Origin of the sequence: Saccharothrix sp. AJ9571 (assembly GCF_021725495.1) — a bacterium.
GTDB classification, from domain to species: Bacteria; Actinomycetota; Actinomycetes; order Mycobacteriales; family Pseudonocardiaceae; genus Amycolatopsis; species Amycolatopsis magusensis.
Genome location: NZ_CP091382.1, coordinates 4,803,270 through 4,816,324, shown reverse-complemented (window position 1 = coordinate 4,816,324; position 13,055 = coordinate 4,803,270). Strand labels below are relative to the sequence as shown.

Genomic DNA, 13,055 nt, shown 5'->3' with positions numbered 1-13,055 from the left:
CCCAGCGGGACGAACGCGGTGATGTTCCCACGTCAACCACCCCGGCGTATGGCCACCCGTCAGATTCCCCGAGGCGAAATTGTCGGACCCCCGGCGCAAGATGGAGAGCGTGACCGGAGTGCTGGACCTCTTCTCCCCCGCGACCAGGGATTGGTTCGCGGGGGCCTTCGCCGCGCCCACGCAGGCCCAGGACGGGGCGTGGCGAGCGGCACACGCCGGGGAGCACGCGCTGGTCGTGGCGCCGACCGGATCGGGCAAAACGCTGTCGGCCTTCCTGTGGGCGCTGGACCGGCTCGCCGTGGAGCCGCCGCCGGAAAACGTGCTGCACCGCTGCCGGGTGCTCTACGTCTCACCCTTGAAGGCGCTCGCCGTCGACGTGCAGCGCAACCTGCGGGCCCCGCTGGCCGGCATCTCCCAGGCGTCGCGGCGGCTCGGGCTGCGGCCGCCGGAGATCGAGGTCGGCATGCGCACCGGCGACACCACGGCCGCCGAGCGCCGGTCGTTCCAGCGCACCCCGCCGGACATCCTGGTCACCACGCCGGAGTCGCTGTTCCTCATCCTCACCTCGTCGGCCAGGGAGTCGCTGCGCGGGGTGGAGACGGTGATCGTCGACGAGGTGCACGCGGTGGCCGGCAGCAAGCGCGGCGCGCACCTGGCGCTGTCGCTGGAACGGCTGGACGCGCTGCTGCCGAAACCGGCCCAGCGGATCGGCCTGTCCGCCACGGTCCGCCCGATCGACGAGGTGAGCGCCTTCCTCAGCGGCGGGCGGCCGGTGCGGGTGGTGCAGCCGAAGCTGGCCAAGACGATCGAGGTCCGGGTCGAGGTGCCGGTCGAGAACATGGCCGACCTCGACGCGCCGCGGCGGTCACCGGGGGAGCCGGAAGCCGCGCCGGCGTTCCCGATGGACGGGGAACTCGAGCCGCCGGAGGAGATCCGGCGGCCGTCGATCTGGCCCGCGGTGGAGGAACGGGTGCTGGAGCTGATCCGCGCCCACCGCTCCACCATCGTGTTCGCGAACTCGCGGCGGCTGACCGAACGGCTCACCTCGCGGTTGAACGAACTCGCCACGGAAACCGGCTCCGAGTTGCAGCCGGGGCAGCGGTTCCCGGCCGAGGCGATCGGTGAATCGGGCCTGTCCACCGGGGCCGAGCCGGTGATCGCGCGGGCGCACCACGGGTCGATGTCGCGGGAGCAGCGCACGCACGTCGAAGAGGACCTGAAGTCCGGGCGGCTGCCGTGCGTGGTGGCGACCTCCTCCCTGGAACTGGGCATCGACATGGGCGCGGTCGACCTGGTGGTGCAGATCGAGGCGCCGCCGACGGTGGCGTCCGGACTGCAGCGGGTGGGCCGGGCCGGGCACCAGGTGGGCGCGGTCTCCAGCGGGGTGATGTTCCCGAAGTTCCGCGGTGACCTGGTCTCCTGCGCGGTGGTCGCCGAGCGGATGGCGGCCGGGGCGATCGAGGCGGTGCGGTACCCGCGCAACCCGCTGGACGTGCTGGCCCAGCAGGCGGTGGCGATGGTCGCGCTGGAGCCGTGGACGGTGGACGAGCTGGCCGGGCTGGTCCGCCGCGCGGCCCCGTTCGCCAGCCTGCCGGACGACGCGCTGCACGCCGTGCTGGACATGCTCGCCGGGCGCTACCCCAGCGAGGAGTTCGGCGAGCTGCGCGCGCGGATCACCTGGGACAGGGTCACCGGTGAACTGCGCGGCAGGCCGGGGTCGCAGCGGCTGGCGGTCACCTCGGGCGGCACCATCCCGGACCGCGGGCTGTTCACCGTGATGACCCCGGGCGCGGAGGGCAGGCCGGGCTCGCGGGTGGGTGAGCTGGACGAGGAGATGGTTTACGAATCGCGGGTGGGCGACGCGATCCTGCTCGGCACCTCGTCCTGGCGGATCACCGACATCACCCACGACCGGGTGATCGTGGTGCCTGCCCCCGGTGAGCCCGCCCGCATGCCGTTCTGGAAGGGCGACGCGCAGGGGCGGCCACTGGAACTGGGGCGGGCGCTGGGCGCGTTCGTCCGCGAACTGTCCACTTTGGAGGAATCGGCGGCCCGCGAACGGGCGGGCGCGGCCGGGCTGGACGAGTTCGCCACCGGCAACCTGCTGGCCTACCTCGGGGAGCAGCGTTCGGCCACGCGGCACGTGCCGAACGACCGCACGGTGCTGCTCGAGCGCTACCGCGACGAACTGGGCGACTGGCGGGTCATCCTGCACTCCCCCTTCGGCGGGCAGGTGAACGCGCCGTGGGCGCTCGCGATCGCCGCGCGGCTGCGGGAGAACCGCGGTGTCGACGCACAGGTGGCGCATTCCGACGACGGGATCGTGCTGCGGCTGCCGGACGCGCTGGACGCCGAGGGCGGGGACATCCGGATCGAGGTGGACGACGTGCTGCTGGACCCGGAGGAGGTCGAGCAGCTGATCATCACCGAGGTCGGCGGTTCGGCGTTGTTCGCGGCCCGGTTCCGGGAGTGCGCGGCGCGGTCGCTGCTGCTCCCCCGGCGGGACCCGCGGCGGCGGAGTCCGTTGTGGCAGCAACGGCAACGGGCCTCGCAACTGCTGTCGGTGGCGGCGAAGTACGAGCGCTTCCCGGTGGTGCTCGAAGCGATGCGGGAGTGCCTGCAGGACGTGTACGACGTCGGCGGGCTGCGTGAGCTGATGTCCGATGTGCGGTCCCGCAAGGTGCGGGTGGTCGAGGTGGAGACGCCGTCGCCTTCACCCTTCGCGCGGAGCCTGCTCTTCGGGTACGTCGGCATGTTCCTCTACGAGACGGACGCGCCGCTGGCCGAGCGACGGGCGGCCGCGCTGTCGCTGGACTCCACGCTGCTGGCGGAACTGCTGGGCACCGAGGCGATCCGCGAACTGCTCGACGCGGAAACGGTGGCCGAGGTCGAGCGGTCGTTGCAGCGCCTGGACGAGGATCGGCACGCCCGGCACGCCGAGGACGCCGCCGACCTGCTGCGGTTCCTCGGTGACCTGTCCGTCGAAGAGGCGGCGCGGCGCGGCATCCAGCCGGAGTGGCTGACCGAACTGGAAGCCGCCCGGCGGGCGATCCGGGTGCGGATCGCCGGCCAGGAACGGTTCCTGGCCATCGAGGACGCGGGCCGAGTGCGGGACGCGCTCGGCGCGGCGTTGCCGGTCGGAGTACCGGAAGCGTTCACCGAGCCGGTGCCCGATCCCTTGGGCGGGTTGCTGATCCGTTATGCCCGCACGCGCGGTCCGTTCACCGCCCGGCAGGCGGCGGAGCGGTTCGGGTTGGGGCCCGCCGTGGTGACCGGTGTGCTCGATCGGCTCACCGGCGAGGGCAGGCTGGTGCGCGGTGAGCTGAGCCCGATCGGGCATCCGGGTGAGCGCGAACCACACGATCTGGGGCTGGAGTACTGCGATTCCTCGGTGCTGCGGCGGTTGCGGCGAGCCTCGCTGGCGAAGCTGCGTGCCGAGGTCGAGCCGGTGGAACCGGCCGCGCTGGGCCGGTTCCTGCCCGCCTGGCACGGCATCGGGGCACGGATGCGGTCGGCGCCGACCGCGGACGACGTGCTGTCGGTGGTGGAGCAACTGGCCGGGGCGCCGCTGCCGGCCAGCGCGGTGGAGTCGCTGATCCTGCCCAGCAGGTTGCCGGGGTACCACCCGGCGTTGCTCGACGAGTTGTCCACCGCGGGCGAGGTGGTCTGGGCGGGCTGCGGCACGCTGCCGGGCAGTGACGGCTGGCTGGCGCTCGCGCCAGCCGATGTCGCCGACCTGCTGTTGCCCGAGGTGGAGGAGAACCCGCCGGACGGGCCGCTGCACGCCGCCATCCTGTCCACTTTGGACGGTGGGGCGCTGTTCTTCCGCCAGCTGGTGGACCGGGTTTCGGTGCTGGTGGACGCGCCACCGGCCGACGGCGACGTGGTGACCGCGATGTGGGAACTGGTGTGGGCGGGGCTGGTCACCGGGGACACGCTCGCGCCGATGCGGGCGCAGATCTCCGGATCGGGCGCGGCGCACAAACCGCGGCGGGCGGCACCACGCGGCCGGTATGCCCGGATGCGCGCGGCGCGGCCGGCGATGCCCTCGCGCACCGGTCCGCCGACCGTGGCCGGGCGCTGGGGGCTCACGCCCAACCGGGAGGCGGAACTGACCCGCCGCACGCACGCGCGGACCGAGGCCTTCCTGGAACGGCACGGCGTGCTCACCAGGGGCGCGCTCGACACCGAACGGGTCACCGGCGGGTTTTCCGGAATCTACAAGGTGTTGCGGGGCATGGAGGACTCCGGGCAGGTGATCCGGGGGTATGTGGTGGAAGGGCTCGGCGCGGCCCAGTTCGCCGCCAAGGGCGCGGTGGACCGGTTGCGTGCGATGTCCGACAACGCGGGCGGGCGCACACCGGCCGGGGCGGTGGTGCTGGCGGCCACCGATCCGGCGCAGCCGTACGGCGCCGCGCTCGACTGGCCCGCGGCGGTGGGCGAGACCAAGCACCGGCCGGCCAGGAAGGCCGGGGCGCTCGCGGTGCTGGTCGACGGGGTGCCGGTGCTGTACGTGGAACGCGGCGGGCGCTCGCTGCTGTCGTTCACCGATGCGGAACCGGCGTTGCGCGCGGCGGCGGAGGCGTTGTCCGCCGCGGTGCGGTCCGGCTGGCTGGGGCAACTGTCGGTGCAGCGGGCCGACGGGGAGCACGCGCTGACGTCCGCGCTGGCCGAAATCCTGCGGGAAGCCGGGTTCCGGGCGACGCCGAAGGGGCTGCGGTTGCGGGCCTGATGGTCTCCTAAACTGCGGGGAAAGCTGGGGACTACCGAAGGACGAAGATTCATGGCGTTGCGAGAGCTGCGGTACTTCGGCGATCCGGTGCTCAAGACGGTCAGCGATCCGGTCACCCGGTTCGACAAGTCCACCGAGTCGCTGGTGGCCGACCTGATGGACACCGTGGCCGCACCCGGTCGCGCGGGGCTGGCCGCGCCGCAGATCGGCGTGAACCTGCGCGTGTTCAGCTACGACGTGGAGACGCTCAAGGGGTACGTGATCAACCCGGAGCTCGTGGAGCTCTCCGAGGAGACGCACGAGATCAACGAGGGCTGCCTTTCCGTGCCGGAGCTGTGGTTCCCGACGGTGCGGGCGAAGCACGCCGTGGTCAAGGGCGTCGACCTGCGCAACGAGCCGATCGTGGTGGAGGGCGACGACGTGCTGGCGCAGTGCCTGCAGCACGAGACCGATCACCTCGACGGGATGCTCTACCTCGACCGGCTCACCCAGGAGCGCAAGAAGAAGGCGTTGCGCGAGGCACGCGGCAAGGACTGGTTCTGGTCGCGCTGAACACGCGTCAGCGGCACGCTCAGCCTGCCGGGATCTCGATGCGGAGCACGCCTTCCTCGGCGTCCGGCTCAGGGGCGTGCAGGCCCGCGCGCAGGACGGCCCGGCGCACGGCGTCCTGACCGGGCAGGCAGACGGCGACCAGCTCGCGGTGCCCGGCGGCGGCGCCCAGTTCGGCCAATCTGGCGAGCAGCGCGGTGCCGAGGCCCTTGCGCTGCCAGTCGTCCGCCACCAGCAGGGAGACCTCGGCGGGACCGCCGTTCGCCGACGGGATCAGCTGACCGAGCGCGACCACCTCCCGACCGGCGATGGCGAGCAGGCTCAGCCCGCGTGGCGGCATCAGCAACCGGTGCAGCCAGCGGCGGGGCACCGTGCGCAGGCCGGTGTGGTAGCGGTGGAACAGGGTGTCCGTCGAGCAGCGGGTGTGCAGCGCGAACACGGCGTCGGTGTCGGCGGGGCGGCCCGGGCGCAGCACGACCATGGCGCCGTCGGTGCAGGTGACCACCGAGGGGCCGGCCAGGTTCGCCCGCACAGCGGCGAGCAGGCCGAGCATGGCCTGTGCCCGCGCGATCTCCAGCTGCACGAACGGCGCCCAGCTGCGGCGGGCGACCAGCGCGCCGTCCGGGCCGACGGGGAAGACCCGGCGGTGACCGCCTTCGGTGCGGGCCGGGTTCGCTTCGTTCGACGGCACCAGCGTGACCATGTCCGCGGCGAGCACCTCGCGCAGCACGTCGGCCAGCTTCGCCGGGTCGTCGACCGCGCGGCCGGCGGCGGCCAGCGCGGCGGTGGCGGGTTCGACCAGCTCGCGCACGTCGGCGTCGGTGACCCCGGCGCATTCACAGCCCTCGGCGGCGATCGCTTCGACCAGTTCGGCGCGGCCGAGGCCGGGCGCCGGGCGGACCACCAGCTCGTCGACCACCCCGCCCGGCACCGGCATGACCTGCAGGCCGAGGATGTTGCAGCCGAGGTCGGCCAGCCGGATGGTGATCCTGGCGAGCGTGCCGGGACTGTCGTCCATCCGGATCCGCAGGCGCCAGGTCGTGCCGGTGGCGGTCTCCACGGTGGTCTGCGCTGCGGTCGTTCGGCCCATGTCCATCACCCCACGGTCCGCCCCGGTTGTTGCCGGTCGGGGGCGCGGGTGTTACCGCCGTGTCAGCGCCTGCGCACCTCGGGTCACGCCCGGGAAACAACCCGGAAGTCGTTGCCCTCCGGGTCCTGGCGCGGGCCGGGTTCGGGCCCGGTCACCTCGAAGCGCACCCTGTCCTCGACCTGCTTGGCGTCGCCGTCGAGCAGCACCTCCAGCCAGGGGCCGGTGCCCTCGGGTGAGCGAAGGCCGAGCTGCACCGGGTGCCGCCGGTGGATCGGCCAGCCCGTGGTGGCGGACCAGAACTCGCCCAGCCGGTCGAAGGCGGCGGGCTCGATCGGCCCGGCGTCGAGCACCACCGCCGCGAACGTGCCCGTGTACTCCGGCCGGGGTTCCAGCACGCAGAACTCGTTGCCCGCCGGGTCGGCGAGCACCTCCCACGGCAGCTCGCCGCGCTGGCCGATGTCCGCCCGCGTCGCCCCGAGCGACAGCGCCCTGTCCACAATGGACTTCTGCACCGCGGCCGACGGGCTGGCCAGGTCCAGGTGGATCCGGTTCTTCACCGTCTTCGGCACCGGTGATTCCTCGAAGGCCAGCGTGAAGTCCTTCGAGAACACCTCGACGCGGCCGGGGCCGTCCTCCATGATCTGCCACTCGATCAGGTCGGACCAGAACCCGGCGACCGCCCACGGCCGCGCCACGTCGAACACCACCGCTGTGAGCCCCATGCGGCAGACCCTAGCTCGATCCACTTCCCCATGGATCCGCTTCGGTCCGCTAGCGGGTCGCCAGCCGCAACAGGGCCCACAGCTGGGCGATGGCGTCGAAATCCCCGTCCTGGGTCACCGCGCCGTTGGGCAATCTGCCCCACAGCCAGAGGTAGACCGTCACCGGCGGACCGGTGACCTGGGCGTCGGCCCGCTCGGCCTCCTCCTCGGTGCAGCGCCAGGCGTGGGTCTCCCCCGGCCCGGCCCTGGCGAACCAGCTGTGGTCGCCGGTCCGCACCGCCACCGAGCTCTCCCTGGTGCCGGACAGGCCCAGCTCGAAGAGCCGGTGCCCGAACCAGAGCCGGAGCACCTCGTCCACCCCGTCGAGCGCGACGTCCTCGCCGATGTGCCCGCGCTCCCGCCCGGCGGCCTCCTCCAGGTCCACCCGGTGGACCGTGGTCTCGTGCGCCATCCGGCGCCGCCAGAAGTGGTAGGTCTCGTCCTCCGGCCACCAGGTGGAGGCCCATTCGCCGGGCGGGTGGGCCACCAGCCGGGCGTGCAGCTCACGCAGGCCGGTGCCCAGGTACTCCTCGGTCGACTGCTCCTCGGCCGGTTCGCGCTGCCAGTCCTCAGGCGGCTCGCCGGTGTCCAGCCGCCCGGTCACCACCCGGTACACACTGCCCACGTGACGCAGCAGCCCGTCGGTGGTGAAGCCGGGACAGGAGGGCACCGGCGCTTCCGGCGCGGTCGTGCGCGCGAGCTCGCCCAGCGACTCGCCCTCGGTAGCGATCACGTCCAGCAAGCGGCCGGGATCGACGAGGTCGTGCCGCCACATCAACTGCTCCCGTGCACAGCCCGGCGAGCCAGCTCGAGGAACTGCGCGCTCTGCTCGAACAACTCGTCCGCCGTCTCCGCGCTGGGGCGGCGGCTGGTGCCCGCCAGCAGGGCGGCCTGCTCCGCGGAGTTGGCGGCGAAGAACAGCGCCCACTCCTTCAGCTCGGGCACCGCCGTCTCCAGCAGCACCCACACGCTGGCCGGTCTGGCGCGGCCCCGGTGCGGACGGCCGCGCGCGGCCACCACCGCCGCGGCCGACTTGTGCGCGGCCAGGTAAGCGGACACGAAACGCTCGGCGGGTTCGGTTTCCCGGCTCGCCTCGGTCAGCGCCCGCCGGGCTCTGGCGAGCAGCGAGACCGCGGCGGGGGGTGCCGGTGGCCGCAGGGACATCGGCAGCATCGTCTGCGCGGCGCACACTCGTGAAGTGATCGCTGAGGACATGAGCAGCCTTTCGCTTTCCCCGGTGCGTCCCGGGCTCGCGGCGGCACCCGGCGACGAAACGCTTCCCCCGCCCCGCCGCCGGGTACCTGTCCGGCGGGCGCCCACCGGACGTCGAACGTATGTTCGAACTCCACAGTAACCCGTACCCGGCGATTCGCCAAGTGCCACCGCTGCGCCGGTCCGGGGGCCCGTGATCTGATGGATGGCATGAGCACCTTCGACCACCCCGCGATCGCCAAAGTGGCGGCCGCGCTCGCCGAAGCAGGCCTGCCCCAGGCCGCCGAGGGCATCCGGATCCTGCCCGCCGACGCCCGCACCGCCGCGCAGGCCGCCGAAGCGCTCGGCGTCGAGGTCGGCGCGATCGCCAACAGCCTGGTGTTCCGCGCCACCTTCGCCGACGGCGACCGCCCGCTGCTCGCGCTGACCTCCGGCGCCCACCGCGCCGACGTGGCCACGCTCGCCGGACTGGCCGGCGCTTCGGCCGTGGGCAAGGCCGACCCGGCGTTCGTCAAGGAGCACACCGGTCAGGTGATCGGGGGTGTGGCGCCGGTCGGGCACCCGGCGAAGCTGACCACGCTGGTGGACACCGCGCTGCGGGCCCACGAGGTGGTGTGGGCCGCCGCCGGGCACGCGAAAGCCGTGTTCCCCACCACCCACGCCGAACTGCTCGCGCTCACCGGGGGTCGTGCGGGCGCTTTGGCCGGCGCGCGGGAGAATCCACACCCGTGACCGCGACCTCTTCCGGCTACACCCGGTTCGCCCGGCTCTCCCAGGCGGAGTTCCGGGCGCGGCTCCCCGAAGCGCTCGACATCTACGTCAGCGCGATGCGCTACCCCGACGGCACGGCCGAGCAGCGCGCCCCCATGTGGCTCACGCACGCGCTGCGCGAGGGCTGGCGCTGCATCGCCGCACTGGACTCCGACGACACGCTGCTCGGGCTCGCCTACGGCTACCGGGGCAGCGTCGGGCAGTGGTGGCACGAGCAGGTGCGCCGCGGGCTGCTGCAGCGCGACGGCCAGGAAGCCGCGGACCGGTGGCTCGGCGACTACTTCGAGCTGACCGAGATCCACGTGCGGCCGGACCAGCAGGGCGCGGGCATCGGTGAGGACCTCCTGCGCCGCCTGCTCGACGGGGTGCGCAACCAGCGGGTGCTGCTGTCCACTCCGGAGGGCACCAGCCGGGCGTGGAAGCTCTACCGCCGGGTCGGGTTCGTCGACGTGCTGCGGGACTACTACTTCGCCGGTGATCCGCGCGCGTTCGCCATTCTCGGGCGCACGCTGCCGCTGGAGCCACCGCGGTAGCGTTCGATTGAACGCTGTTTGTCCGGCAGAAATCAGCTGACGAACTCGTCTGCCATTCGGCAAGATGTCCTCTTCGGAGAAGAAAATGTAACGTCGCACGGCAGCACGACGACTCTGTTGAGCGAATCGAATTGCCCGCGCGATACCCGAGGGGGAAGAGAATGCCCGAGCAATTCACCCGGCCGCTGCTCGTGCTCGGAACACGAGGTGAGCAGCGTCGCGACGGGGACCGCCACGGACGGCGGGAACCCGAGCGCGAGGACTCGGACCGGCTGAGCCGCGCGCTGCACGCGCTGGCCACCCAGGTCCGCCAGTTGAGGCGCTGACCGGGGCCCGGACCGGCGGCCGGGCCCCGGCCGCACTCAGCCCCGCCTGGCCGTGGCGCCGCCGGAAGGCAGTGACGCCACCGCCAGCGCGCCGACCAGCAGCGCCGCCCCGAGCCAGCCGGTCAGGCCCAGCCGCTCACCCAGCAGCAGCGCCGCCAGCAGCGCGGCGACCAGCGGTTCCAGCAACGCGGCCAGCGCCGCCACCACCGGGTGCGCGGTGCGCAGGCCGCGGAAGTAGGCCGCGTAGGCCACCGCCGTCGGCACCACCGCCAGGAACAGCGCCGCGGCCACCACTTCGGGCCGCCAGTCCGCCGAAAGCGCCGAGCCCAGGCTCAGCGGCAGCAGCAGCACCCCGCCGGTCAGGCAGCCGAACGCGATGGTCGGCAGGGGCGCCAATCCCGCCACCGGCTTGCCGTTGACCAGCGTCAACACCGCGAACCCGGCCCCGGCGGCCAGCGCGCAGGCCAGCCCGCCGACCAGCCTGCCGCCGGTGACCACCCCGTCCGAGGACGAGGTGAGCAGCACCAGGCCCGCCAGCGCGATGGCCACCGCGACCAGCGTGGGCGCGGCGGGCAGGCGCCGGTCGCGGACGGTGGTGGCCACCGCGACGAACACCGGCACGCTGCCGATCGTGGTCATGGTCGCCACGCTCACCGAGGTCAGCGCCACCGAGGCGAAATAGCTCACCTGGAACACCGCGAGCAGCACCCCGACGACCAGCAACCGCACCCGTACCGCCCGGCCGCGCGGCACCGCGCGCATTTGACCGGTCACCACCAGGTACGCAATGGCGCAGATTCCGCCGAACAACAGCCGGCACCCGGCGACGCCCAGTGGATGCAGATTTCCTCGCGCGGTGAGAAATGCGCCGGCGAGACCGCCGGTACCCCACAGCACACCCGCGGTGATCAACGCGCCCGCCGCCCGTTCTTTGGCGGGCGCGACTACGGAAATGGACAAGAAGAACACGCTCCAACATCGAAGGAACTCGACAATTCCGACGTGCGGGGCGAAGTGGTCGTCACGAAGACGCCGTGCGGGGCTCAGTCCCTCGCACGGCTCGTCAGCGCCCCGCTCAGGAGCGCGGGGGTGGGGTGACGAGGAAGACCCGGTGCATGCGGGCCAACCTACCCGATCACCGCCGGGCGGCCCATCCGATTGAGTTCCGCCTCACCGGCGTTGCCACCGCTGCAGACCACCGCCACGGTCCGCCCCGCGAACCGTTCGCGGTGGACCAGCAGCGCGGCGAGCGCGGCGGCACCGGCGCCCTCGGCCACGGTGTGCGCGGCTCGCAGGTAGAACCGCTGCGCTTCCTCGATGTCGCCGTCGTCGACCAGCACGAAGTCGGCGAGCCGGTCGCGCAGGAGCCGCTGGGTCAGCGCGAAGCCGGAACCGGTCGCCAGGCCCTCGGCGGTGGTCCGGTTGGGGCGGTCGACCAGTTCGCCCGCACGCCAGGAGTCGTGGGCCGCGGGCGCCGCCGCCGACTGCACGGCGATGACCTCGCACTCCGGCGCCAAGGCCGCCGCGACCAGCGTGGCCGCGGCCGCCCCGGTCCCGCTGCCGACCGGGACCAGCACCACGTCGAGTTCGGGTTCCTGCTCGAAGAGTTCGAGGTAGGCGGTGGCGACCCCGGCGATGATCTCGGGCTCGTTGGCCGCGCTGACCAGCCGCATACCGCGTTCGGCGGCGAGTTGTTCCGCGTGGGCACGAGCCTGCTCGAACCGCTCGCCGTGCTCGACCAGCTCCGCCCGCAGGTCTCGGACCGCCTGCGCCTTGGCCGGATTGGGGCGTTCCGGCATGACGATCGTGCACCGCACACCGTGGTGGGCGGCGGCGTGGGCGAGCGACTGCGCGTGGTTGCCGGTGGAGTAGCCGAGCACCCCGCGAGCCCGCTCCTCCGGGCCGAGCGAGGCGAGCAGGTTGAGGCCGCCACGCACCTTGAAAGCGCCGGTGGGCTGGAGGTTCTCGTGCTTGACGCGGACCCTCGCGCCGGTCGCCGCGTCGAGCGCGGAGTACGCCGACAGCGGGGTCGGCGCGAGCAGGGGCCGGAGGAGCCGGCGGGCGCGCAGGGCGTCGGTGATGGTCGGTAACCGCATGATTTCCACCGTCGCAGCGGCCGACCCATAGGTCCAATGGAAATTTGTCAACAAATCATCGATGAGATCTATAGTTGAGCGCGTGTTCGATCTCGTCCGCCTGCGGGTGCTGGTGGCGGTCGCCCGGGAGGGCTCGGTGACCGCGGCCGCTGACGCCCTGCACTACGCGCAGCCGTCGGTGAGCCACCACCTGGCGCGGCTGGAAGCCGAGGCCGGGTTGCCGTTGCTGCAGCGGGCGGGGCGAGGTGTCCGCCTCACCGAAGCCGGGGAACTGTTGGTGCGGCGGGCCGAGGAAATCCTGGGGCAGGTCGAGTCGGCGCGAGCGGAACTGGCCGCGCACGCCGGATTGCGCACGGGACGGGTCCGGCTCGCGGCCTTCCCGACCGCGCTGGCGACGCTGGTCCCGGCGGCGGCCGCGTGGCTGGCCGCCGAGCACCCCGGCGTCGACCTGGCGCTCACCGAGGCCGAGCCGCCGGAAGCGCTGACCGCGCTGCGCAACGGCGATGCCGACGTGGCGCTGGTGTTCGAGCACGACCACGAGCCGGACCTGCGGAACGTGCGGATGACGCCGTTGCTGGAGGAGCCGCTGTACGCGGTGACCGCGGCCGGGCGTGACTGGGCGGGCCCGCGCGCGGAACTGGCGACCTACGCCGGGGAACGGTGGATCGCGGGCTGCCCGCGGTGCCGGGCGCACCTGGTGAAAGCGTGCGCGGCGGCCGGTTTCGAACCGGAGATCACCTTCGAGACCGACGACTACGTCGCCGTGCAGGCGCTGGTCGCGGCCGGGCTGGGGGTGAGCACGCTGCCCGGCCTGGCGTTGCTGGCGAACCGGAACACGGCCGTGCGCACGGATCGCCTGTCCGGGCAGTGGCGCCGGGTTTTCCTTGCCACCTATGGAAAACCACCGGCACCGCTGCCCGTCGACGCCCTGGCGAACGCGCTCACGGCCACCGCGACCGAACCCGAGTGGCCGTGAGCGCCTGGA

12 protein-coding genes are annotated in these 13,055 nt (G+C 73.0%); 6 read left to right on the top strand and 6 right to left on the bottom strand.

The window, feature by feature from the left end; translation table 11 throughout:
- The first annotated feature begins 100 nt into the window (after positions 1-100).
- Together L3Q67_RS22195 and def are read left to right on the top strand one after the other, a co-directional pair.
- Positions 101-4,732 (top strand): DEAD/DEAH box helicase family protein, encoded by a 4,632-nt coding sequence (locus tag L3Q67_RS22195; protein ID WP_499191612.1) that lies wholly within the window; start codon positions 101-103, stop codon positions 4,730-4,732.
- Positions 4,733-4,783: 51 nt separating this feature from the next.
- Positions 4,784-5,284, top strand: coding sequence for a peptide deformylase (def, locus tag L3Q67_RS22190; protein ID WP_499191286.1), 501 nt, complete (start codon positions 4,784-4,786; stop codon positions 5,282-5,284).
- Between the two features lie 19 nt (positions 5,285-5,303).
- Here the strand turns inward: def and L3Q67_RS22185 are convergent, their stop codons facing one another.
- From L3Q67_RS22185 to L3Q67_RS22170, 4 genes are all read right to left on the bottom strand, one after another.
- Positions 5,304-6,371, bottom strand: a complete 1,068-nt coding sequence (locus L3Q67_RS22185; RefSeq protein WP_499191285.1) for a GNAT family N-acetyltransferase — start codon at positions 6,369-6,371, stop codon at positions 5,304-5,306.
- An 83-nt stretch (positions 6,372-6,454) separates the two neighbouring features.
- Complete coding sequence (locus L3Q67_RS22180; protein WP_499191284.1) at positions 6,455-7,093, bottom strand: VOC family protein; 639 nt, start codon at positions 7,091-7,093, stop codon at positions 6,455-6,457.
- A 49-nt stretch (positions 7,094-7,142) separates the two neighbouring features.
- Positions 7,143-7,907 (bottom strand): maleylpyruvate isomerase family mycothiol-dependent enzyme, encoded by a 765-nt coding sequence (locus tag L3Q67_RS22175; RefSeq protein WP_499191283.1) that lies wholly within the window; start codon positions 7,905-7,907, stop codon positions 7,143-7,145.
- Positions 7,907-8,296 carry an SAV_6107 family HEPN domain-containing protein gene (locus tag L3Q67_RS22170; RefSeq protein ID WP_499191282.1) on the bottom strand — a complete coding sequence of 130 codons (390 nt, stop codon included), beginning with the start codon at positions 8,294-8,296 and terminating at the stop codon, positions 7,907-7,909. The genes L3Q67_RS22175 and L3Q67_RS22170 overlap by 1 nt, the downstream gene beginning before the upstream one ends.
- Before the next feature lie 258 nt (positions 8,297-8,554).
- Here L3Q67_RS22170 and L3Q67_RS22165 point away from each other — a divergent pair, with 258 nt between their 5' ends.
- From L3Q67_RS22165 to L3Q67_RS22155, 3 genes are all read left to right on the top strand, one after another.
- Positions 8,555-9,076: a YbaK/EbsC family protein gene (locus tag L3Q67_RS22165; protein WP_499191281.1), complete on the top strand. Its 522-nt coding sequence runs from the start codon at positions 8,555-8,557 to the stop codon at positions 9,074-9,076.
- On the top strand, positions 9,073-9,648 hold the full coding sequence (locus L3Q67_RS22160; RefSeq protein ID WP_209669017.1) for a GNAT family N-acetyltransferase: 576 nt from the start codon (positions 9,073-9,075) through the stop codon (positions 9,646-9,648). Before L3Q67_RS22165 ends, L3Q67_RS22160 begins: the two co-directional genes overlap by 4 nt.
- Before the next feature lie 161 nt (positions 9,649-9,809).
- Positions 9,810-9,974 carry a hypothetical protein gene (locus tag L3Q67_RS22155; RefSeq protein ID WP_499191280.1) on the top strand — a complete coding sequence of 55 codons (165 nt, stop codon included), beginning with the start codon at positions 9,810-9,812 and terminating at the stop codon, positions 9,972-9,974.
- Between the two features lie 36 nt (positions 9,975-10,010).
- On the opposite strand, the gene L3Q67_RS22150 is transcribed toward L3Q67_RS22155, so the two are convergent.
- Positions 10,011-10,928, bottom strand: a complete 918-nt coding sequence (locus L3Q67_RS22150; RefSeq protein WP_499191611.1) for a DMT family transporter — start codon at positions 10,926-10,928, stop codon at positions 10,011-10,013.
- A gap of 173 nt (positions 10,929-11,101) precedes the next feature.
- Positions 11,102-12,070 (bottom strand): threonine ammonia-lyase, encoded by a 969-nt coding sequence (locus L3Q67_RS22145; RefSeq protein WP_499191279.1) that lies wholly within the window; start codon positions 12,068-12,070, stop codon positions 11,102-11,104.
- Positions 12,071-12,152: 82 nt separating this feature from the next.
- On the opposite strand from L3Q67_RS22145, the gene L3Q67_RS22140 reads away from it, so the two are divergent.
- The gene (locus tag L3Q67_RS22140; protein ID WP_499191278.1) at positions 12,153-13,046 is read left to right on the top strand and encodes a LysR family transcriptional regulator; all 894 of its coding nucleotides are present in this window, start codon (positions 12,153-12,155) and stop codon (positions 13,044-13,046) included.
- The last annotated feature ends 9 nt before the right edge of the window (positions 13,047-13,055 follow it).